General features: G+C 62.4%; 17 protein-coding genes. 7 read left to right on the forward strand and 10 right to left on the reverse strand.

The window, feature by feature from the left end:
* Both BOO71_RS28575 and BOO71_RS00200 read left to right on the forward strand, forming a co-directional pair.
* The coding region (locus tag BOO71_RS28575) for a transposase (protein WP_075829983.1) at window positions 1-318 on the forward strand (318 nt) is incomplete at its 5' end.
* An 8-nt stretch (window positions 319-326) separates the two neighbouring features.
* A complete protein-coding gene (locus BOO71_RS00200) occupies window positions 327-2,075 on the forward strand; it encodes an RNA-directed DNA polymerase (protein WP_083652800.1) in 1,749 nt (582 codons plus the stop codon).
* A gap of 7 nt (window positions 2,076-2,082) precedes the next feature.
* Here the strand turns inward: BOO71_RS00200 and BOO71_RS00205 are convergent, their stop codons facing one another.
* The 3 genes from BOO71_RS00205 to BOO71_RS00215 all read right to left on the reverse strand — a co-directional run bounded on the left by BOO71_RS00205 (window position 2,083) and on the right by BOO71_RS00215 (window position 8,254).
* Window positions 2,083-6,216, reverse strand: a complete 4,134-nt coding sequence (locus BOO71_RS00205; RefSeq protein ID WP_075829985.1) for an LAGLIDADG family homing endonuclease — start codon at window positions 6,214-6,216, stop codon at window positions 2,083-2,085.
* A gap of 305 nt (window positions 6,217-6,521) precedes the next feature.
* The gene (locus tag BOO71_RS00210) at window positions 6,522-7,490 is read right to left on the reverse strand and encodes an NAD(P)H-dependent glycerol-3-phosphate dehydrogenase (RefSeq protein ID WP_075829986.1); all 969 of its coding nucleotides are present in this window, start codon (window positions 7,488-7,490) and stop codon (window positions 6,522-6,524) included.
* Window positions 7,487-8,254 carry a class I SAM-dependent DNA methyltransferase gene (locus tag BOO71_RS00215; protein WP_075829987.1) on the reverse strand — a complete coding sequence of 256 codons (768 nt, stop codon included), beginning with the start codon at window positions 8,252-8,254 and terminating at the stop codon, window positions 7,487-7,489. Before BOO71_RS00215 ends, BOO71_RS00210 begins: the two co-directional genes overlap by 4 nt.
* Before the next feature lie 193 nt (window positions 8,255-8,447).
* Between BOO71_RS00215 and BOO71_RS00220 the strand changes: the two genes are divergently transcribed.
* Window positions 8,448-8,909, forward strand: coding sequence for a hypothetical protein (locus tag BOO71_RS00220; protein ID WP_075829988.1), 462 nt, complete (start codon window positions 8,448-8,450; stop codon window positions 8,907-8,909).
* Window positions 8,910-8,953: 44 nt separating this feature from the next.
* Here BOO71_RS00220 and BOO71_RS00225 read toward each other — a convergent pair whose 3' ends face one another.
* The 4 genes from BOO71_RS00225 to BOO71_RS00240 form a co-directional block, all read right to left on the reverse strand.
* Window positions 8,954-9,529 (reverse strand): DUF1802 family protein, encoded by a 576-nt coding sequence (locus BOO71_RS00225; RefSeq protein WP_075829989.1) that lies wholly within the window; start codon window positions 9,527-9,529, stop codon window positions 8,954-8,956.
* 46 nt (window positions 9,530-9,575) lie between these two features.
* On the reverse strand, window positions 9,576-9,818 hold the full coding sequence (locus tag BOO71_RS00230; RefSeq protein WP_075829990.1) for a hypothetical protein: 243 nt from the start codon (window positions 9,816-9,818) through the stop codon (window positions 9,576-9,578).
* Window positions 9,819-10,281: 463 nt separating this feature from the next.
* The gene (locus BOO71_RS28990; RefSeq protein WP_075829991.1) at window positions 10,282-10,677 is read right to left on the reverse strand and encodes a prepilin-type N-terminal cleavage/methylation domain-containing protein; all 396 of its coding nucleotides are present in this window, start codon (window positions 10,675-10,677) and stop codon (window positions 10,282-10,284) included.
* 82 nt (window positions 10,678-10,759) lie between these two features.
* Window positions 10,760-11,158: a type II secretion system protein gene (locus BOO71_RS00240; RefSeq protein WP_075829999.1), complete on the reverse strand. Its 399-nt coding sequence runs from the start codon at window positions 11,156-11,158 to the stop codon at window positions 10,760-10,762.
* A 465-nt stretch (window positions 11,159-11,623) separates the two neighbouring features.
* Here BOO71_RS00240 and dnaB point away from each other — a divergent pair, with 465 nt between their 5' ends.
* Both dnaB and BOO71_RS00250 read left to right on the forward strand, forming a co-directional pair.
* Window positions 11,624-14,215: a replicative DNA helicase gene (gene dnaB, locus BOO71_RS00245; protein ID WP_075829992.1), complete on the forward strand. Its 2,592-nt coding sequence runs from the start codon at window positions 11,624-11,626 to the stop codon at window positions 14,213-14,215.
* On the forward strand, window positions 14,215-14,883 hold the full coding sequence (locus BOO71_RS00250) for an NUDIX domain-containing protein (protein ID WP_075829993.1): 669 nt from the start codon (window positions 14,215-14,217) through the stop codon (window positions 14,881-14,883). Before dnaB ends, BOO71_RS00250 begins: the two co-directional genes overlap by 1 nt.
* An 88-nt stretch (window positions 14,884-14,971) precedes the next feature.
* Here the strand turns inward: BOO71_RS00250 and BOO71_RS00255 are convergent, their stop codons facing one another.
* Both BOO71_RS00255 and BOO71_RS00260 read right to left on the reverse strand, forming a co-directional pair.
* The gene (locus BOO71_RS00255) at window positions 14,972-15,748 is read right to left on the reverse strand and encodes an NAD-dependent epimerase/dehydratase family protein (RefSeq protein WP_175607315.1); all 777 of its coding nucleotides are present in this window, start codon (window positions 15,746-15,748) and stop codon (window positions 14,972-14,974) included.
* A 403-nt stretch (window positions 15,749-16,151) separates the two neighbouring features.
* Window positions 16,152-18,860 (reverse strand): hypothetical protein, encoded by a 2,709-nt coding sequence (locus tag BOO71_RS00260; RefSeq protein WP_075829995.1) that lies wholly within the window; start codon window positions 18,858-18,860, stop codon window positions 16,152-16,154.
* Between the two features lie 540 nt (window positions 18,861-19,400).
* On the opposite strand from BOO71_RS00260, the gene gmd reads away from it, so the two are divergent.
* Window positions 19,401-20,447, forward strand: a complete 1,047-nt coding sequence (gene gmd / locus BOO71_RS00265; RefSeq protein WP_075829996.1) for a GDP-mannose 4,6-dehydratase — start codon at window positions 19,401-19,403, stop codon at window positions 20,445-20,447.
* On the forward strand, window positions 20,447-21,466 hold the full coding sequence (locus BOO71_RS00270; RefSeq protein ID WP_254842970.1) for a GDP-L-fucose synthase family protein: 1,020 nt from the start codon (window positions 20,447-20,449) through the stop codon (window positions 21,464-21,466). Before gmd ends, BOO71_RS00270 begins: the two co-directional genes overlap by 1 nt.
* A 70-nt stretch (window positions 21,467-21,536) precedes the next feature.
* Here the strand turns inward: BOO71_RS00270 and BOO71_RS00275 are convergent, their stop codons facing one another.
* A complete protein-coding gene (locus BOO71_RS00275; protein ID WP_075829998.1) occupies window positions 21,537-22,529 on the reverse strand; it encodes a malate dehydrogenase in 993 nt (330 codons plus the stop codon).
* Between the last annotated feature and the right edge of the window lie 304 nt (window positions 22,530-22,833).

Consider the following 22,833-nt stretch of genomic DNA (forward strand, 5'->3'; position numbering starts at 1 on the left):
GCACGAGTAGGGAAACGCCGCTGGCGAATCGAAGCCTTTTTCAAAACGGTTAAGGGCCGCTTCGGACTTGAACGCTTTGCCCAGCACAGCAAGCAGGGTGTCCTGCGCTGGTGGTGCCTCTCCGGCTTGGCCTTCCTGCTCTGTCATCTCCAGGACCTTGACCTCCCTCTTCGCCTGCCGGGCATATGGCCGGACTGGGGCGACCTGGCGAGAACCGTGAGGTTCTCGTTCGTCCCCGACGTGCATCGTCGTGCGCTTCAATTGGAGCTAGACGCGCTTGATGCCTTCCAGCACGCATCCCCTGCTCTCATTCTCTAAACTGCAAGATGTCAGTCAAGGCTGCGTGGAAGGATGCACGCAAAATATTAAAAGAAATTCCAGTAACGGACATATTTGAATACCATGACGTATCGAGCAATCTAACAGAAATATCCGCCTCAATCAGTTTTAGAATCGGAGCAGGCGATTACGAGTCTCTTAGAAACGATGAATTTAGGGCAGAGAAGAAGGATGGTGTTACTAGGCGTATAGTCATTCTGTTCCCAGAAGACTCAATAATATTTAGTGCCATTAATAAATATGCTGAAGATTTTATACTTTCAATCGCACCAACAAAGAAGTCATACTATGTCAGAGGTAATACGCCTAAAACGATCAACGATCTTCCTGGTGATCCATATATGCACTGGAGTAAGCTGTGGGCGCTTTATCAAGAGGAAATACAAGGTTTTAGTGGTAAAAGAAAATATACTGTAGCAACAGATGTAGCAAGCTATTACGATACCATAAATTTATCTGTTCTGAAAGAAAGACTGCAAAGTAAAACTAAAATACAAAGTTCAATCGTAGAACTAATATTTGATATGCTGGAGAGGTTTTTATGGAAACCTGAATACGGCAAGTCGATATCGCAAGGTTTACCACAAGTTAATCTACCTGCTATACGATTACTTGCCAATTTTATGCTTTTTGATATTGATGATTACCTATTAGGCAAAACAGATGGAGATTTTGTTAGGTGGATGGATGACATAGATTTTGCTTCAAATAACAAAGCTGAAGCCAGAAAAATACTAAAGGATTTAGAAATACTCTTAAACTCAATGGGTCTGAGGCTGAACACGGGGAAAACTAAAATTTTATCGCCCGAAGAAGCGATGGAAAGTTTTTGTATAAACGAAAATCGCAAGGCGAATGAAATGAAAAATCATATAGACAGCTATAAAATATATGGTAATTTTATCAAGAACACAATCTTAGCTAGACTCAGCAGAGAGTTAGACGAATTGCTATTTGGAGATAAGTGTGGCGCTTGGAATAAAGTAGTTGCACGTTATATAAATTTCTTTGCAAAAATTGGTGTAGGTCATAGTGATTTGTTGAAGGTTGAGCTGCTATTACTTGAACCTTCACTAAGATCAACTATATTTAGATATTATCTGAAACTTGGCTTCTCAAACAGGAGAATGAGGAATGTATTTACATACATACTAAGTGATGCGTGCTTAGATGATGCTTCATTTTCAGAAGCAGTTGATCTAATAGTGAGATGGGAGATAAAGAAAAGAAATAAGTACGTAAACAAGCTTATAAGATACTTCAACACTCTCCCATATAGGACAGACGCGGATCTCCATCGACTTTCAAACGGCTTAAAATTCATGATGAAGTATGCTACATCAGAGGAAATCTCCTTGTATATCGATGCTTTCTCAAACTTATGGCCTGAATCTGAATGGCTAGCCCGCCAAGTCGCAGCGTGCTATCCAATTTTAGAAAGCTCAACACAGAGAAAAATTCGATATGTGATTGCAAATTCAGGAAGAAAAGAGGGGATGCGGATTATTCATACTTTAGATCGAATGAAAGATTCCACAGGGGTAAGTGATTTGGATAAACCGATACTTAAAGAGCAGAAGATTTCTCTCGTAAAGGTATCTCTTATTATTACTTATCTTTCAGGGAGTCTAAGTTCAGCTAACAAAAAGAGGCTAATTGAAGACTACAAGATAAAAGAATATGGCGACTTTTACATAAAGCATGCCCTAAAAGCACATATATCGCCATATATTTAATCCTAATTCACCCACATTTGCTATACCCGCACGCCTGGCACTTCAAGCAACCCTCTTCCCGAATCACGGCCCGTTCCTCGCAGACGGGGCAGCGTTCGCGGGTCATGGCGTCCATACTCTCCACGCTGACGCCGCTGCCTCCGGCCAGGGGTGGCAGACCCGCCGCTTCCTGCACGGCAATTTGCCCGGCGGCCATGTCCTTCTGAAAGGTTTCCAGCGCCACGGCGATCAGGTCCGCCTTGCTGCCCACCAACCGCCCGTTGTAACTGCCGTACAGCCCGCCGTTGATGCCGCGCAGGGTCTTGATCAGCGCCTGGGCCGGAACGCCGTGCTGCAACGCAATGGACACCACGCGCCCCAGCGCCTCGCTGTCGGCGTTGGCCTCGTCGCCCGCGCGCCCGCTGATGACCATGACCTCCACCGGCTTGCCGTTCAGGTGGTTGACCGTGACCAGAAACGAACGCCGATGCCCGCTGGTGGGATCGGTCAGCTTGACCATGTCGGTGATGCCGGAGAGGCGGGCGGGCCGCTCGTATTGCGGCTTCGCCGCTGATGGTTGATGGTTGATAGTAGACGGAGCGGCGGTTTTGGTCTGTTGTCCATCAACCTTCACCCTTGCACCATCAACATCTTCCCCCATGACTTCGGCGGCGGCCTGCGCGGGGGCGTCCTCGGCCTTCTTTTCCTTGCTGGTACTCAGCACCTGAAACTGGCGCGAGCCGTCGCGGTAGACCGTGATGCCTTTGCAGCCCGTCCTATATGCCTCGCTGTAGGCGTCCTGTACGTCTTGCACGGTGGCGTTGTTGGGCAGATTGATGGTCTTGGACAGGCTGTTGCCCGCAAAGCCGTCGGCGTCAAAGGCCCGCTGCACGGTGCCCTGCATCCGCACATGATCCTGCGGCGCAATGTCGTGGGCGCACACGAAGACCTGCTGGAGCGCGTCGGGGATAAAGGGCAGGCCCACCACGCTGCCGTGGTTCTCGCTGACGGCCTCGGTCACCTTGTCCCAGTCCCAGCCACCATCCCCGTGTTCATTCAAAACAGCGACGCCATCGGGGGCGGGGTAGGTTTCCAGCAGCTCCACGAAGAGGGGGGCCAGCAGCGCCCGGTACTCGCTGCCGATCTTGCGCCAGATAAAGGGCGAGAACACGGGTTCAATGCCGCTGGACACGCCCATCAGCATGGAAGTGGTGCCGGTTGGTGCGACGGTCAGCACGGCCACGTTGCGTCGGGGCGCGTGCGGCATCTTGTCCGCGTTGCGGGTGTAGACCGGGTAGACGCCGCGCTCGGCTCCCAGGCGTTCGCTCTCGGCAATGGCCTCCTCGCGCAGCGCCGACATGATTTCCATGATCGTCTCGCGGCCCGCCTCGTTGTCGTAGCGCAGCCCCAGCTTGATCAGGGCGTCGGCCAGACCCATCACGCCCAGGCCCAGGCGGCGCAGGTCCTGACTGGCCACCCGGTTGTCCTCCAGCGCAAAGACGTTCACATCCAGTACGTCATCCAGGAAGCGCACGCAGGTACGGACATCGGCGCGGAAAGTGGCGTAGTCGAAGCTGCTGTTGTGAACATAGGCGGCGAGGTTGATCGCCCCCAGATCGCAGGGTTCCCCGATGGTGAGGGGGATCTCGCCACAATTATGAGCCAGAATACAATTTGCATCGAAGGCATGGACGCTTTCCACGGTCACGTCATAGACAGCTTCCTCGCCATCGGCCTGGATGCTCACGATCTCATCGCTGAAACGTTCGCGGTTCAACTCACGGGCGTATCCGACCAACTTCTCCTCCAGCAAGGCGGCCTTGCGGCTGTCGCGGAAGCTGATCTGCTTGGCAAATATCTGAAGATTGCTGCCGCTGATGACCAGTTCATGCTGCGCCTTGACGGCGAATTCAGCCGCACCCCCGTGGCCATCTGGCAGCAGGCGCATTCCCACAGGGCGGCGCTCAGCATAGAGGCTGCCCATGATTCCCAGGCGCGAAAGCATGCGCTGGGCGCGTTTCAGGAGGCCAAGATCAGACTGCGCGAGGCGCACACTCACGCCCTTACTGTGGTTGCCCTGCACGCTGCCGTCAGCGTCGAACAACCCTTGCAGCACGCCACGGTAGAATTCGTAGCCACCCTGCTCAATTTGCGCTGTCAGGGTCTTGCGCCCGTAAATGACGCCGTATCTGGCGGCCAGTTCGGCCAGGGCCTCACTGTTCAGACGGATGCGTCCGCGTTCGGCATCGTCGGTGCGCCATAACTTCTTCACTGCGCCCAGCCTTGCCAGTTGCCCCTGCGCGGCATCGGCCAAGGCGTGGCGCTCCTCGCCCCAGAATCCCAGGGCAGCCATCGGACGGGCCTTATCGGTCACGAACGTCCCGTCTCCGATCAGACTCCCCAGCAGCCAGCCCTCGGTGCGGTTGCCTGCGCCCGCCCAGGGCCTTACTTCCCGGTGATCGTTGAGCATGATGCGGTCTCCTGCGGCCAGCGTCTCCGTTTCTGCCCACTGGGTCTGCTGCACGTCGCGCGTCTGCTTCACAACTTTCAGAAGTTGATGGTTGCCCGTCAGACGCAGCTCGTAGCCCCGGCGTGTGGTGACCTTCAGCACGGGTTTCACGCCCGTGAGCCAGAACCCGCCCTGTGCATTGAAGGTCTGTCCGTTCACGGTGGCGCAGAAATCCTTGCCGATCAGGTCTTGCACCTGCCGCGCTCCCATCGCTGTGCTGACCCAGGTATCTGACGTCACACATGGATTGGTGCTGCGAATCTCGTAGCGCTCGCCCAGGTTCTTGAGGGCACTGAATTCGTTCACGCGGTCATTGAAGATCAGGCCGGGTTCGCCGGTACTCCAGGCGTGCTGCGCGATCTGGTCCCACAGCCACGCGGCGGGAATGCCGCTCTGGGCACCCGCGCCCTTTTTAGAACCCAGCCCTTTGCCGACTGAGTAAAGAGGCACGCCGCGCGCTCCGTCTGCATCGCGGTCTGGCAATTCGGGGAACTGGCCGTCGAACGTACCCTCCTGCGGCGCAAGGTAATACTTGCCCGGCACTTCCTGCGCGGTCATGGGCCACACGCCGCCCGCCTGCAACGTGTCCCAGAACTTCTCCGTGATCAGGATGGAGATGTTGAAGGTGCTGATATCCCCCTCGGATGCCTCGCGGTCCAGATCCTTGGCGGTCAGGAAATCCAGCACGTCCGCGTGCGCGATGGAGATGGTCGCCATGCCAGCACCGCGCCGCGTCCCGCCCTGGCGCACCACCCGCAACACGGGCGCGTACACGAAGCGCAGCGTGTTGATCGGCCCCGCATCCTCCGCACCCCGGTTGGCCCACTCCAGAAAGTTGTCGAAGATCTCCATCAGGAACGACACCGGGCCGCTGCTGGTGCCCCCCGAACCCTTGATCGGCGCACCCTCAGCGCGCATCTCGGAGAGGTCCAGGCGGGGTTCCAGATTCAGCTTGGCGTCCTCGGCCACCTTGCGGGCCGCGTCCACGATGCCGCCCATGTCGTCCGGGACGCTCTGCACGCCCTCGGGCAACGCGCGCACGATCTGCACGCCGTTGGCGCGGGCCAGCGCCACCAGTTCCGGCGCAATCGCCTGACCGTAGACCACGCGCGTCCAGTTGCGAACCGCCACCGGCTGCTTGTCGCCGTCCGGCTGGGTGGGCGGGCGCATCAGGCCCAGGGTGAAGTCAGTCACGTCGGGGTGGCTGGCGGCCATGTAGACCCAGCCGCGCACGCCCGCATCGGGACGGCTGCCCTCGGCGCGGGGGCGGTAGACGTCCAGATTCACGCCGTTGCCGCCGCCCACCTTGGTCACTAGCGCCAGTTTCTTGGCCACTTCCATCACGCCCTCAAAGGAGGCGGGTTCGTGTTCCGTCGCGCCCTGCACGAAGCAGTTTAGGACGTTGCCGTGCTGCGTTCCCGCCCCTGCCAGCACACGTCCGCCGGGGCAGAATTTCTTGCCCGCCATCAGGTCGTAATACTTCTGCGCCCAGGCCAGCCGCGCCTCTGGGGCCTCCGCACCCGCCACCCAGTTCGCGATCCGCCGGAACATGCCGCCGATATCGCCGTCGCTGAGCTGCAAATACTGCCGTTTGGCGATGTGCTGGGCGTTGTCGTCGAAGGTGGTCAGCGGCTGGGCATCGAGGATGGTCATGGTGGAACTCCTTGGAATGGGGACGGGTGAGAAAGAAACGGCAGCAGACGCCCTCCCCTCCCCGTGGGGCGGCGAGTTTGTGGGGAGCTAAGGACTCAGGTGAGTACGCGGTGTCCGGCTAGGCCCTGACTGTACCACTGCCCTCTGGCGCGTACAAGGGCTTGTACCTGTCTGCCGAATGTTGTACAAGATGCGGCGTTTCTCATCTTTTGCAGGGTCAGGTAAAACAGCCGTGACAGACGCCGAAACGGCACCTTATCCACGTTGCCGCCGTTCAGCAGACCCAGAGAGAAGTCCAGACTGCCTCAGCTCTGTTCCTCCGCCTTGGCGTCCCGTTCCATCAGGCCGGCGATCCCGACATCCAGAGTCCACGAACCCGAAGCCACCCGCGCCACCGCCCGCACGATGGGCAGATCGTGGCCGTGCGCCGTGGCCCAGGCGTCCAGCAGGCCCGCCGTCCGCAGCCCTTCTACCACCTGTCCACCTTGCGATGGACTGTGGCCGCGCGCCATCGCCTCTCCCGCCGCGCGGTTGCGACTGAGGGGGCTGGTGGCGGTGGCGAACAGATCGCCCAGCCCGCTCAGGCCGTACACGGTGTCCTCCTGCGCGCCCAGGGCCAGCAGATAGCGGCGCATCTCGCGCAGGCCACGGGTGATCAGGGCGGCCCTGGCGTTGTCCCCCAGTTCCAGGCCGTCCACCAGACCGGCGGCCAGGGCCATCACGTTTTTCAGGACGCCGCCCAGTTCCACGCCCACCTCGTCGCTGCTGGTGTACACGCGCAGGGCCGGGGACACCAGCGCCGATTGCACCGCCAGCGCCAGTTCAGCGTCCGCGCTGGCCACCACCGTGGCGGCAGGCAACCCACGCCCGATTTCCGAGGCGAGGTTAGGACCGCTCAGAACGGCAACGCGCGCAAAACCCATCTGGCGGGCCAGAACGGTCAATTGCCCACCGTCCGGGGCCAGCCCCTTGGCACACAGCACCACGCCGAGTCCACGCGGAAGATGCTCCAGCAACGGCGGCACGCCCACGCTGGGAACGACAATCAGGGCGAAGTCGGCCCCGCCCACAGCCTCTTCCAGGTCAGAGGTGAGGTGGATCGTGTCCGGCAACGTCACACCCGGCAGATAGTCGGCGTTCACGCGCATCTGTTCCAGCTCGGCCACCAGCTCTGGCCGCCGCGCCCACAGGGTGACGTCTCTGCCATTCCGCGCCGCGCCCACCGCCAGCGCCGTTCCCCAGCCGCCCGCGCCCAGCACGCGAAGGGCGCTCATTCCTCAGCCCCCGCCCAGGCGAAGACCCACACGCGCGGCACGTCGGGCATGGGCGGGGCGTAATCGGGGTATTCCACGATTTCCCAGCGGGCAAATCCTGCGGCCTGCAATGGCCCTTCCAGATCGGCGGGGTCATAGCCACGCTCGCGGTGGGTCTCCACAAACTCGCGCAACTCGCCGCCTTCCTCGATGCGGCAGAACGCCTGCACCACGCCCAGATCGGCCCCGGCGTCGTGGTGGTGGGACCAGTGGTAATGCACCTCGCCGCCGCCGGGCAGCGGGGCCAGCCCCTCGATGGCGTCGCCCTCCCACAACTCGCGCACGCCCAGACGGGTGTTCACGTCGAAGGCCAGCAGACCGCCCGGCTTCAGGTGCGCCTGCGCCCGCGTCAGGGCCGCCGTCAGGTCTTCAGCGGTCAGCAGGTTGTTCAGGCTGTCGAAGACGCAGGTGATCAGCTCAAAGCGCCCTGGCAGGGCAAAGGTCCGCAGATCACCCGCCACGAACTCTATCTCCGGCTGCCGCGCTCGTGCCTCGCGCAGCATGTCCTCGCTGCCGTCCAGACCGGTGACGCGCAGGCCCGCCGCTGTCAGCTCGCGCGTGAAGCCCCCGGTGCCGCAGGCGAGGTCCAGGGCAGAGGCGTCTGCCAGTTCCAGCCCCCCGTCGCGGGCGTAGGTCAGGACGAAGTCGGCCCAGTGGTCGTACTCCACGTCTGCCATGATCGCGTCGTACACGGCGGCGAGGGCGGTAAACGGTGGGCGCTGCATGGCGGGAATTATAGAGGCGGCCCCCAGTCCAGATGCCCCCCTGCATCAAGGCCGCGTCAGGTTTCCGGCGCAAATCCGTCCTGCGTGAACCTTCCATGAGCTGAGCGGGAAGGCTTTTGCCGTAGCCACACCCGCCCCTTCCGGCTACGGTAGGGGGATCAACTCTGTATCCCATCCCACTGGAGGTCCATCCATGAACAAGTTTCTGATTCCCCTCGCCCTCGGCACCCTCACCCTCAGCGCCTGCACCCTGGCGGGCAACCCCACCAAGAAGGACGTGACCGGACAGATTCGCGGCTTCGCGGCCAACCAGAATCTGGGGCTGGCGCTGGTGGGCTTCAACGACGGCAAGTACACTGCCGACGGCACCGAGAGTCAGGTCATCGACAAGTTCCTGACCGGCGGTTTTGCGCTGGACCTGCCCAGCAACGTGCCCTACGGCACCTACCGCGTGATCGTGTTCCGCGACGCCAACAGCAACAACCGCTATGACGCGGGCGACACCGTGCTGAGCAAGGACAACGGCAAGCGGCTGGCGCTGGCCCAGAACGACAACCAGTTCTTCGCCGGAACCAAAAAGGGCTGGAATCTCGTCAGCTCCGATGGCAACGTGCAGACCACCGTGCTGAACAACTACGATCTGGACGCCCAGTAAGCAAATCAAGAGAGGAAACGGGGAGGCCACGCGCCTCCCTTTTTTCATGCCCTCAGCAAATGTTCGAGTTCTGCTCGCCGCGCCTGCAATTCATCCTCAGCGACAAGCGCCTCGCCCATTTCCATCTGCACGTCGCCCAGCGGCACCCAACTGACGCAGCCCAGCAGGTCCGGCGTCTCCGTCAATGTCAGCGGCACACTCAGCGGACGCACCCGCAGCAGCAGGGCGTGAATCCAGGGACGATTGCGGTAGTGGAACCGCCGTTCGATGGCCCCGGCGTTTAGCGCTTGCAGGGGTTCCAGGCGCAGGGCCGCCGCCAGCGATTCCACCTTCTGCACGGCCACCACCTCAGCCAGCGCAGGAAGCACGATCTGGCCGGGGGCGGGGTCCGGGCGCAGCAGTGACAGATAGGCGGGCTGCAACTCAGCGGCGTTCTGGTGTAGAAAGGTGGGATACAGCAGAAAGCGGCGGTGTTCGACTTCAAACCCGTCGTGCGTTTCCATGATGCCGCCCTTGCGAAGGAGGAGCGACAGACGGCCTGCGGTGAGCAGTTGGCACTGGGCGTCCCATTCTTTGAGGGCGCTGATTTGCTGGGACGGAGGGTTGTGGGACTGGGTCATGGGGAGAGGGTAACGCGAGGCATTTCAGCAAGCGTCCCGCCGCGTTTCAGCCCAGCCCGTTCTCCAGCGCATCAGCGAGTTCTGCCTCGTCTATGAGTCGCTCGCCCAGCAGTCCGGCGTGCGTTCCCAAATGAACCACACTGCCGTACAGTTCACCCGTTACGTCTTCTCCTGCACGGTGACGGGCCAACAGTTGCAAGTAAGCCTGCGCCTCACCCGCGAGTTCATCCAGAAGTGTGGTGTTGGCGCGGTGGGTGGTCGTAAATTCATCCTGATGGGTGATGGTCATTTTTACCTCCGATTGGGAAGGCGCTTGCGGAGCCGTTCGGCGCGTTCGGTCCAGGTCTGAATTTCCTTATTCCAGTGCCGGATCAATCCGTGGTCTGGGGACTCCTGACGCAACGCTTTCGCGATCCTGTCGAGGTGAAGCCGAATTTGCGCCTCCAGACTTTCCATAATGGGGCGCGCGCCCGCTTATTTTCCCCTACTCCCCAATTCTAGCTTTTCCGGGAGTGTGAACCGCCCCCAACCCCCCAAGAAACCCAAACCGCCCCAGCCTGCGCGTGGGCAGTGGGCTGGGGCGGCGGCATATAGCTGGATTGAAAGACACCAGTTACCAGACTCTGATGAAATAATCCGTGCTGGAGCGGGTGTATGATGAAAAAAAGCGGCTAGGCGTGGTGTGAGACCGTGAAATAGATACGGGCCATTTCTTGATCGGAAGTAGCCCATTCCAATTGTGTAAGAGGGTGTTATCTATTTACTATAATCATTGCAGAGCCGTCATGCTCGAACACTGCACCGCTAGCGCTTGTCACTGTAACCAAGTACGTCAGGTTATTGCCCGATATAGCTATCTGAGATGAGGCTACACTGCCTGGTCGAATCAGTTGACCAGCACCCAATGAACTGTCATCGCAAGTCGTAGGGTTGATGTCGAACTCTCCCGTTGCTCCAGCCCTAGAAGTTTCGAGTGAAAGGACGCAGTTTCTTAGATACGCCTTCGACGCTACGTTATTAGCACTTTCCCTGGCGGATCGGAGATATGGAAGCAGGGTAGAGGCTAAAACTCCAATTATAGAAATAACCACTAGAAGTTCCAGCAGCGTAAAACCATGTTGCGCTTTTTCATAAGCATAAGATTTCATTAGCTACCCACCTTTGAATAACTTTCATTTATAAAGTAAAAATGCCCCGTTAAGTAACGGGGCATTTTACTGAGCATTTAGATCAGGGGGCGGCTGGAGCAGGCAGAGTGGGCATGGCGGCAGTGCCCGTACCCTTAGCCAGGGAAGTGCCGTTGAACGAGTACCACACGCCAGTGCTACTAACCGAGTAACCCACAGTAGCGTTGTTGTTCTGGCTAACTGCACATGTAGTAACAGAGGGGTTGGCAGCCAGGTTGATAGGTGCGGCAGTGCATGCAGTGTTAGCAGCTACGGCATCACCGTTGGCACGCGCCGCCTCCGCAGCAGTGATTGCGTTACGCAGGGTGCTTTGTGCGGCGCTGTTGTTGGCGGCGTTACGGGCGTTCAGCAGGTTGGGAATCAAAACCGCAGCCAGAATCCCGATGATGGCGATAACGATGAGCAGTTCGATCAGGGTGAAGCCCTGGGTGTTGTTCTTCATGCCGTGGGTGCTGTTCTTCATGGTGGTTCTCCTTTTGCGCTTCGGCCTGCCGGATGATGTATGTATGGGTCCGGCCCGCCTACTTATGGCTTGCAGGTGCGGGTGTCTCCCGTCCTTGCTTGGCTACAGATTAGCGAGAGGTTTCTTACAGGATTCTTTCGCAATTGGGGTGATGACAACCATTCAGACGGCGAGCCTACTGAGCCAGAAGTGCCGTATGGGCGCGCATTCATACATCAATTTCAGCCTGAAAACGCATTTGTCAGAAGCGAGTGGGCGGACCCTCCCCCGGTGCCGTGGGGGTGCTATGCTGCTTCTCAGTTCAGCCGGACTCCGGTCCGGCGAATGGGACCGCCCATCCGTCCCCACCCCCGATTGACACCGCGAAGTTGACCCCGCGTGTGCCGCGCGCCCGTGCTTACAGGGCTGCGCTAGCCGCCACGAACGGGCAAAGGAGACACGATTTTGGAACTCACGCCGCGCGTTCCGCCGCACAGCAACGATGCCGAGATCAGCGTGCTGGGCAGCGTCTTGCTGGACAACGACACCATGAGCAACCTGGGCGACACGGTGTCCCCGGAGATGTTTTACCGCGAGGGCCACCGCAAGATCTTTACCGCCATGCGCGATTTGCAGGAGCGCGGCGAACCGGTGGATCTGGTGACCCTCAGCGAGGACCTGCGCAGCAAGGGCACGCTGGACGAGGTGGGCGGGCTGACCTACCTGATCGGCCTGTCGGATCAGGTACCCACCGCCGCCTACGCCGAGCATTACGCGCGCATCGTGCAGGAAAAGCACACGCTGCGCCAACTGATTAGCGCGTCGGGTAAGGCCATGCAACTGGCCTACGACGCACAATTGCCGCTGGAAGACCTGCTGGACCGCGCTGAGAAGATGATCTTTGAGGTGGCTGAGCAGAAGAAGAAGGGTGAGCAGTATCAGGCAATGGGCGAGGTAGTCCACGACACCTTCGAGTACATCACCCTGCTCCACGCCAACAAGGGCATTCCCGACGGCGTGAGCAGCGGCTTTAAAGATCTGGACGAGCAGATTTCGGGCTTGCAGAAGGGCAGCTTGAATGTTCTGGCGGCCCGGCCTTCGATGGGCAAATGTGTGGCGGCAGATACGTTAATCGACATGCCGGGCAGCGGCGAACGCCTGACTGTGGAGGAGTTCGTGCGGCGGCAGTTGCCCGCAGTCCTGAGCGTGTCGCCGGACGGACAGGTGCGGCAGTCAGCAGTGGGCGCGTGGATCGACAGCGGCGTCAAGGCCGTGCGCCGCGTGACCACCCGCACAGGCCGCGTGGTGGAAACGACGCCGCACCATCCCTTCCTGGGCGTGGACGGCTGGACCCCGCTGTATGACCTTAACGTGGGCGACCGCATTGCCGTGCCGCGCGCCGTGCCGGTGTTCGGGGAGTCGGACACCCTCAGCCCAGAGCGCGTGCGACTCTTGGCCTACCTGATCGCTGAAGGCGGCCTGACGCAGAGCAGCCCCCGTTTCACGAATGCCGATCCGGTGCTGGTGGCCGACTTCCGGGCCTGCCTCACCGCCCAGTTTCCCGAACTGGAAATGGTGGCCGACGCGCGGACGGGCATTGACTACCGCATCAGCCGGGCCTGGGCAGCGGGAGAGCGCAAGGACCGCGCCAATCCCCTGACCGATTGGCTGCGCGAGATGGAGCTGTGGGGCAAATACGCGGACGCCAAACGCTTCCCTGCTATGGTCTGGACCCTCACGCGCGAGTCGCTGACCCTCTTCCTGCGGGTGCTGATGAGCTGCGACGGCACGGTCTATCCGCTGGCTGGCCGCGCCCGAATCGAATTCACAGTGTCAAGTGAGCATCTGGCCCGTGACACACAACATGCGCTGACCCGCTTCGGCATCGTCTCCAAGTTGTGGCGCAAGACGGAACGCTCCTGGCGCGTGGAAATCACCGAACCGCGAGGCGTAGCCGACTACCAGACGCGCATTGGCTGGCTGGGCGAGAAGGCAGGGCGTGATCTTCCGGTCAATGCCGATGGACGCAGCAACGTCGGCCATCCCCCCGCTGGGGCGTGGAACCATGTGCGGCGTGCGGCAGCCGGGCGCGGCCTGAGCCTGAGCGCGCTGGCCCGCGCTGCTGGCGAACGCACCGAGGGCGGCTACAACGCCCACACCTCCCGCAACCTGCCGCAGCACCGCGCGGCCCGCTACGCCGCCGTGCTGGACGATCCGCACCTGGAATTGCTGGGCAGCGACGCCCTGTACTGGGACGATATCGCCAGCATCGAGGATATGGGAGAGAAGCAGGTGTATGACCTGACCGTGCCGGGGGACGCCAATTTCATCGCGGCGGACCTGTGCCTGCACAACACGGCCTTCGCCCTCTCCATTGCCCAGAACGTCGCCCTGCGCGGCGAGAAGACCGTGGCGGTGTTCAGCCTGGAAATGCCCAGCGTGCAACTGGCTCTGCGGATGCTGTGTTCGGAGGCCCGCGTGGACATGAACCGCATCCGCAGCGGGCAGCTCAACGAACGCGATTTCGAGCGGCTGGCGCACGCGGCGGGCCGACTGGCCGAAGCCCCGATGGTCATCGACGACGAGCCGGATTTAACGCTCAACGGCCTGCGCTCCAAACTGCGGCGCATGGCCGCGCAGCACGGGCAACTGGGACTGGTGGTGGTGGACTATCTGCAACTGATGTCCGGCGGCAAGAGTACGGGCGGCAGCGACAACCGTCAGCAGGAAATCAGTACGATTTCGCGCGGCCTCAAGAGTCTGGCGCGTGAAATGGAAGTGCCGATCATGGTTCTCAGTCAGCTCAGCCGCGCCGTGGAACAACGCCCCAACCACAGGCCGATGCTGAGCGATTTGAGAGAATCGGGCGCGATTGAGCAGGACGCGGACATCGTGATGTTCATTTACCGCGACGAGTACTACAACAAAGAGACCGATCAGCAGGGAATAGCCGAGATCATCATCGGCAAACAGCGCAACGGGCCGGTGGGCACGGTCAAGCTGCAATTCCACAGCTCGCACGTCCGCTTCAATGACCTTGCGCCGGAGGGCGTGTAATGACCGGCGACGGCGGGGGCAAGAGCGCGGCGGCGGGTGGACAGCGCAGGCGGCGGCGGCGGCGCACGCCCAGCAATACGCCGGGGCCAGGGCAGGTCACGAACACGGTGGCGGTGCCCGTGCCCGCCCCCCCCAGCAAGCGCGGGCATAAGCGTGTGGTGGAGGGGCCGCGTATCGCGGTGGGCTGCATCGTGCTGCGCGGCGACGAGATTCTGCTGGTGCGTGAACGGGGACGCTGGTCCCTACCCAAGGGCGGCCTGGAGGGCGGCGAACTGATCCAGGACGGCGCGCGGCGCGAGACCTTCGAGGAGACCGGGCTGGTGGTGGAACTGCGCGATCTGGCCTTCATGGTGGAGTTCAAGGCGCAGACCTGGGGCCACCACCTGCAATTCTTCTACACCGGGCGCGAGGTCAGCGGCAAGCTGGAGCCGCGCGACCCGGACCGCGACGTGCAGGAGGCCCGGTTCGTGCCGATCAGGCAACTGCGCGAATTCATCCGCTTTCGCCCGCGTCTGGTGGCATTGGAAACCTGGCTGCGCGAACGCCGCCCGCGCCATTTTGTGTTCAATCTGGACCAGGAACCCGCCATGCTCCGCAAACGCCGCCGCGTGGGCGAGGGCAGCGTGAGCATCGCCGAACCGGAATTCAGCGACGAGCCGGATTTGTAGAACGTGGTGAACTGAGAAATCACCCTGAGCATGGACAGGCGAGTCCGGCTCAGGGTGATTTCTTGTGGGTCCCCTTCAGGCCAGCACGTCAGGCCACGTTGCCGCCGCGCATCCCAGTCCTGACCGTGATCGGTCCGGTGGCCGAGAAATTCTCCATCAGAAAGAGGCAGGCGTGGGCCGGGTCCTCGGCATAGAGTTGATCGCGTTGCCACATCGCGGCGCTGTCCTGCAAGGCGGGCGGGCCACTGACCGACATCTGCCCCAACGACATCTGGCCCACCGACGGTTGCCCCCGCGGCGCGCTCCCCGACAGAGACGCTGGAACCGAGCCAGACAGATCTGCCGGGGCCGCAGCGTCCTCACTGGGGGCGGCGTCTACGTGGAACACCACCGAGATGAAATCGCAACTGTACTGGCGGCGGTAGCGGTCGCACAGGCCCGTGACCATCGAGCGCGTCAGGTGATCACTGTCCTGGCCCTCTTTCTGATAAGCCTGGATGGCAAAATCGTCGGCCTCGTACCGCAGGGCTTCCAGATTGAACTGGCAGTCGATGATACTCAGCAACTTGCGGACCTCGTACAGATACGAGGCGTGAATCACGTTGAAGGCACCCATGACCTTGCCGTACAGCGATTCGGCGGGGCGCAGCAGGCCGTCGAGGACGTGTTCGCCCGCCAGCGTCGCCAGGAACACGTAATCGGGCAGCTCCTGCTCGAAAAAAGACTGAACAGCCACCTGATCGCGCAGATCGAGATCCTCGGCGCTGCGCGTGATGATATTCCAATAGCCCAGCTCTTCAAGCTTGCGGCACACCACCGCGCCGATCAGGCTGTCATGCCCGGCCACGTAAATTTTGGCATTCACTGGAATTCCCATTCTCATCGTTGGCCCCACCCCGCGCCCCGCGTTTCGCCGTATCCAGCACACTGCCGGAAACGGTTATGCCAGCAGACAGGTTGATCCCGCCCCGGCGTACCGGATGACCCCTGCACGGCAGACCCTGAAATGGACCTGGAGCGAGGGGTTCACCCTGGTATATGCAGTGTCGTTGGAGCGGCGTTACTGCGGCGCTAATGCTTTAGGAGAGGTGGGAAGCAGGATGGATGTCCCCCACTTTTCTGCGCCCAGCCGACACGTCAAACCCACACCGGGTTCAATCTATGGACAGACTGCGTAGTGGTAGGGCGGCCACCGAAGACGGAAGACGAGCAGCGGCATCCGCTACTCATGAGTTGTCAGGATCAGCCCTGACGTTCACACTCGCTTTTCAGTGCCGCACGGCCAGGGACCGGGGCAGCGGAGAGGAGTCCTGACTGCCCGCGCCGCCCAGGCGTTCGGGGGCAGCGGTCAGCGGCAAGATGGGCTGCCCGTTCAGGCTGAGTTCACCGATGGTCAGGGCCAGATCCAGGGCGCGCACATGCAGGTCCAGCCGCTCGGTGGCCTGACCCGCCATGTTGAAGTGCAGCTCATGCTCCATCCAGCCGCCCAGAGTCACGTCCGCACCCACCAGTTGACGCTGGCCTTCCTCGGTGTAGTCGCCCGGTGCGTCGGGCGTCAGCACCCGCGCACCGTCCGCGCCAGGAACCGAGAAGCGCAGTGGAAAGGCCATCTGGTGCGGCCCCAGTTCGTGTCCGGCGTGAAAGACGTCCAGCCGCCAGACCAGCCTCAGGGTGAGGGTTGGGGCGTCGCGGAGATTTGCGGGCACCGGCAGATGGACCCGCAGGGTATGCGGATGGCCGTAGCGCCCCTGACTGAGGATGCTGAGCCAGCCACCCTGCTCCCAGGACAGCAGGTACCCCTGCCAGGACACGGCGGGACTGGCATTGATGGGCAGCCGCCGGGGTTCAGGGACCGGGCGGGATGGTGGCACGATCAGGGCCGGGGCCGACAGCATCTGCGCGGGCCTGATCTGCTCTGCCCTGATCTGCTCCGGCCTGGCCTGGGCGGATGCAGCCAGATGGAGCGGACGCAGCAGCGGGCTACCTGCGGGCAGGCGGGAACGGTAGGCCACGCGCAGGCGTTCGGCGTCCGCGTCGGCCCCAGCGCGTTCGGCGTAATACAGCGCCAGACCCGGCTGGCTGGTCTCCAGCTCTGATGCCAGATGACGCCGCAATTCCTGCCGCTCGGCCTGGGGCAACTGGCCCGACAGCGCGATCCGCAGGCCCTCGGCACGGAAGCGGTAACACGGCTCGCCGGGCGCGGCGTCCCCCACCGGACCAAAAGCAGGCCAGGACAGGGCGCTGGCAGGTTCGCTCTCCACCAGAGCGCGGCGTTCCAGGGCGTCCCGCAGCAAAGCCGCCGGGGTCAGGCCGCGCCGCGCCGTGTCTGAAAAGGACCCGACCAGACCGAAGCTGAAATCCCCCTGGATCACGCTCAGGCTGCTCAGGGCGTCGCGCAGGGGTGCAGGCCAGCCGTCGATCTCGCCCAGATACGTGTCGCGCATGGCGCTGGGCAGATGGCCTGCGGGGGGCAGACGGCCCACGTCCCCCTGTTCCAGTCCGCTGTCCTGCAACAGCGAGAGCAGATGCAGCGCGTTGCCCCCGCTCCGCTGCACCAGGACAGCGGCCCGCGCGTGCAGATCGGCGTCGCCACGGGACAGGCCGTGCGCCCCCAGCGCCTGCACCACGCTGCCCAGAGACAGCGGGGCGACTTCCAGCACCAGCGACTGCGCTATTGCAGACTGCGCTCCCGAGGACTGAGCCACGCCGAAGCGCCGCAGCAGCGCGCGGCACAGCGGGGCCTGGGACGGCGGCGTGCGGCTGAGCATCACCAGCGCGCGGGGACCCGCCGAAGGAACATTCAACAGGAATTCCAGCACCGAGGCCAGTTCCACCGGGCCGTTGTGGGCGTGATCCAGCACAATCGCCACCGGACGCGGCACCGTGGCCAGCACCGTCGCCACCTTGACCACGTCCTCTTCCAGGCTGCCGGGGCGCAGCAGCACGCCTTGCAGGGTCTGGACGCTGGCGGACGGGTGGCCAGCCGCAGAAATCCCGCCGTCGGGAGAGGCGGGCTGTTCGCCGCCTTCACTGCCTGACGGTGTAGAAACTGACGGTGCAGGAAAAAACGGGTGCGCCAGCAGGACCTGGGCCAGCGTCGCCACGATCAGGCGGCCTGCCCGGCTGTTGCTGATCCGCAGCGTCAGCCAGCCGCCTTCCGTCAGGGCGCGCCCGGCCTCGTGGGACTTGCCGCTGCCGGTGGGGCCGTGGAGAACCAGCACCTGCGGGGCGTGGGCGGCACGCTTCAGGCTGTCCCAAAGGGCGGCCTCGCGCTCCGGGATGCGGAAGTGCAGCGGACCATCTGCCGCCGGGCTGTCCAGCTCAGGCCGCCCGGCGGTGGGGAGGGCCGGAGCGGGCAACGGGGCAGGACGCGCAGCAGGCAGGCCAGCCGCCATGTCCGGCAGTGCCAGCCCGGCGTCGGCGTCCTCCATCAGAAATTCACCGGGATGGGTAAAGCCCAGCGCCTCGGCCCGCGCGGCAATGGCGCGGGTGGCCCAGCCCTTGCCGCCGCGCTGGAACTGGCGGTAAGCCCGCGCCAGCACCTCCTCGGTCTGCTCGGTCAGCACCCAGCGCTGGTGGTCGATCCATTCCTGAAAAGCCGGGCTGCCCAGGTCCTCCAGACCGCTCAGCGGCACCCCACGCAGGGTAGACAGCCACTGGGCCAGCCCCGCCTGATCCAGATCACTGCCCAGCCCCGCCAGCCAGCCGTTCAGGTCTGTCTCGACGTTTTCCAGGTACAGGAGCTGACGGCTCAGCGGAAACAGATTCAGCCCGGCAGAGCGAATCCGCGCCAGCTCGACGCGCAGGTTCTTGCGGGCCTCGGGAGTGTTCCACAGCAGATCGGCCAGCCGCTCACGGTGCTGGGGCAACTTCTCGATGGTCAGGTACGTGATCAGCGCCACGGCCTTGGCCGACAGCGGCACCGGGCGGTTGTTGTAGGTCACGTGCGCGTGTCCCAGCAGATGTACGGTGAGCATAGCTAAACTCCGTGCGGGGCGGGCGAGGGGGAACGGTCACCAAATGAAGCTGCTCTGAAACGACCTAGCAGCGGGCGTGGGAAGAAGGAGCAGGCGCGGGAAGAAATGAAGCGTCAGGCGGGCACTTTCGTTTTACTCCCCAGGGCACCCATTGTGCAGTTCAAAATACCCCCCGGCAGTCAGGTCGTGTTAAGTTTTCCTCATTTGCCGTCAGCCTGGGGTCAGTTTGCGCAGTGTGTGGCTGGGGAGTGTGGCTGGGGAAAAGATCCGGCTCCACGCTGAGCAGCAGACTAGAGAAGAGGCTATGCCAGAGAACTTACAGACCGTGTTTACGGTTCTGAAACGCCGCGCCGTGCAGGCTGCCACGACAGGCTGGAGAAAGGCCCCCCCGAACGGTGGATGATCTCCGGCACAGTGGCTGATATATCTCTGGAAGAGTGGCTGACCTATAGAAAGTGGCAGGATGGAAGACACCACGAGTGCAGTCGAGAGTGGCCGGAGTAGCGGCCGGGGCCGAGACGCCGCACGAAGGAAGACCTTATGAAGAAAGCATTGATCACGGGCATCACCGGGCAGGACGGCAGTTACCTCAGCGAACTGCTGCTGGACAAGGGCTACGAGGTTCACGGTGTGATCCGCCGCGCCAGCACCTTCAATACCGAGCGCATCGATCACCTGTACAACGATCCGCACGACCCGGACGCCCGGCTGTTCCTGCATTACGGCGATCTGGCCGACGCCTCGGGCATCCGGGCGCTGCTGGAAAAGGTGCAGCCCGAGGAGGTCTACAACCTGGGCGCGCAGTCGCATGTGAAGGTCAGTTACGATCAGGCCGAGTACACCGCCGACGTGACCGGGCTGGGCGCATTGCGCCTGCTGGAAGCCATCCGCGACGTGGGCGGGCGCACCGGCAACCCCATGCGCTTCTATCAGGCGTCCAGCAGCGAGATGTTCGGCGCGGCCCCGCCTCCGCAGGGGCTGAACACGCCGTTTCACCCGCGCAGCCCCTACGCAGTGGCCAAGGTCTACGCGTACTGGCAGACCGTCAACCACCGCGAGGCGTATGACCTGTACGCCTGCAACGGCATCCTGTTTAACCACGAAAGCCCCCGGCGCGGCGAGACCTTCGTGACGCGCAAGATCACCCGCGCGGTGGGCCGGATCAAGATGGGCCTGCAAAGGAAGCTGTACCTGGGCAACCTGGAAGCCAAGCGCGACTGGGGCCACGCCCGCGATTACGTGGAAGCCATGTGGATGATGCTTCAGCAGGACGCCCCGCGCGACTACTGCATCGCCACCGGCGAGGCGTACAGCGTGCGTGAATTTGCTGACCGCGCCTTTGCGCTGGCCGGGCTGAGGGCCGAGGATTACGTGGAAATCGATCCGCGTTACTTCCGCCCCGCCGAGGTGGATTACCTGCTGGGCGACGCCACCGAGACCCGCGAGAAGCTGGGCTGGACCCCCAAGACCAGCTTTGAGGAACTGGTCCGCGAGATGGTGGACCACGATCTGGAGCTGGCCCGCCAGGAACGCACCCTGCGCGAGGCCGGGCACAGTGTGGCCCTCAAGGGCATGGGCGCGTTCTGATGCAGCCCGCCGCAACGCAAGCGAATGTGATGCGTCTGGGTGACCGCATTTACGTGGCCGGGCACGGCGGTCTGGTGGGCGGTGCGCTGGTCCGCGCCCTGAAAGCCGAGGGCCACACCGACATCATCACGCGCGGCAGCCGCGAGCTGGACCTGCGCGATCAGGCGGCGGTGCGGGCGCTGTTCGAGCAGGAGCGCCCGCAGTACGTCTTTTTAGCGGCGGCCAAGGTGGGCGGCATCCACGCCAACAGCACCCGCCCCGCCGAGTTCCTGTACGACAACATGATGATCGCCGCCAACGTGATCCACGCGGCCCACGTCACGGGCGTGACCAAGCTGCTGAATCTGGGGTCCACCTGCATCTACCCGCGTGACGCGGCGCAGCCCCTGCGCGAGGACGCCCTGCTGACCGGCCCGTTGGAAGACACCAACCGCGCCTACGCGGTGGCCAAGATCGCGGCCATCGAGCTGTGTGACCAGTACCGCGCCCAGTACGGCTCGGACTTTATTTCCGCCATGCCCACCAACCTGTACGGCCCAGGGGACAACTTCGATCTGATGGGCAGCCATGTGTTGCCCGCACTCATCCGCAAGATGGTGGACGCCCGCGAGACCCACTCCCCCACGGTCAGCATCTGGGGCAGCGGCACCCCCCTGCGCGAGTTCCTGCATGTGGACGATCTGGCCGACGCCTGCCTGTTCCTGATGCGCCATGTCTCCGTGCCGGGGCCGATCAACGTGGGCACCGGGCAGGACCTGAGCATCCGCGAGGTGGCCGAGCAGATCCGGGCCGTGGTGGGCTACCCCGGCGAACTGGCCTTCGACGCCAGCAAGCCCGACGGCACGCCGCGCAAGATCACCGATGTCAGCCGCATTCACGCGATGGGCTGGCACCACCGCATCAGTCTGGAAGAGGGGCTGAGCAACACCGTGGCGTGGTATCTGGCCCACCGGGGTCAGGTGCGCGGTGAGGCGCTGGTGGGGGCCGGAAGCGGAACCGCAGGAACGGCGCTGGCCTAGCAGCGCTGGCACCACAAAAAGCGAGGGGCATGGTCCGCAAACCACGCCCCTCGCTCTTTTCTTTGTGCTTTTACTTGAAGAGGCCGAGCTTCCTGACCTCGTCGCGTTCCTCGGTCAGTTCCTGCGCGGTGGCGTCCATCTTGCCCCGGCTGAAGTCGGAGACGTCCAGACCCTGCACGATCTCGTATTTGCCGCCGCTGCACTTGACGGGAAAGCCGTAGATCAGTCCTTCGGGCACGCCGTAGCTGCCGTCCGACGGGATGCCCATGCTGACCCACTGGCCTTCGGGGGTGCCCAGCGCCCAGTCGTGCATGTGGTCGATGGCCGCACTGGCCGCACTGGCCGCGCTGCTGGCCCCGCGCGCCTCGATGATCGCCGCGCCGCGCTTAGCGACGGTGGGGATGTACTGGGTTTCGTACCAGTCCCGGTCCACCAGATCCAGGGCGGGCTTGCCGTCCACGGTGGCCTGACTCAGGTCCGGGTACTGGGTGCTGGAGTGGTTGCCCCAGATGGTCAGGTTCTGAATGGCAGTCACGGGCTTGCCGGTCTTCTCGGCCAGTTGCGAGACGGCGCGGTTGTGGTCCAGGCGGACCATCGCCGTGAACTGTCCGGGGTCCAGATCGGGGGCGTTCTGCTGGGCGATCAGGGCGTTGGTGTTGGCGGGGTTGCCCACCACCAGCACCTTCACGTCGCGGCTGGCCACCTTGTTCAGCGCCTCGCCCTGCGGTTTGAAGATGCCGCCGTTGGCCGACAGCAGGTCGCCGCGTTCCATGCCCGCCTTGCGCGGCATCGCGCCCACCAGCAGGGCGTAATCGGCGTCCTTGAAGGCCACGTTGGGATCGTCGCTGGTCACGATGTCGGCCAGCAGCGGGAAAGCGCAGTCGCGCAGTTCCATGACCACGCCTTGCAGCGCTTTGAGGGCCGGGGTGACTTCCAGCAGTTGCAGGATCACGGACTGATCCTTGCCCAGCATGTCGCCGGACGCGATGCGGAACAGCAGGCTGTAGCCGATCTGGCCCGCTGCACCAGTGACTGCCACACGGATGGGTTCAATGTTTGCCATAAAAATTCCTCCTGGGGTGAATTGATGTTCAGCCCACCATAACGCGGCGGGGGCGGCGACGGGGCGGGATGTTTCTTTAGGGGGGACAGGGATAGGGCCTGACGGTCTGAAGCTTTCTATTTTTAGATAGAACCACCGGAAGGTTTGGGGAAGGGGCTGCCATGCCCGTTTAACCCCTCCGGCCCTACGGGCCACCTCCCCTTAGAGCGTGTTTATAAAGGGTCCGATCCGGTGGCAAGCTTGAGGTGTGAAACGCAAGCCTTACTCATCGGACCTGACCCAAGCCCAGTTTAAGCGGCTCGAG

Source organism: Deinococcus marmoris (assembly GCF_001949125.1).
GTDB classification, from domain to species: Bacteria; Deinococcota; Deinococci; order Deinococcales; family Deinococcaceae; genus Deinococcus; species Deinococcus marmoris_A.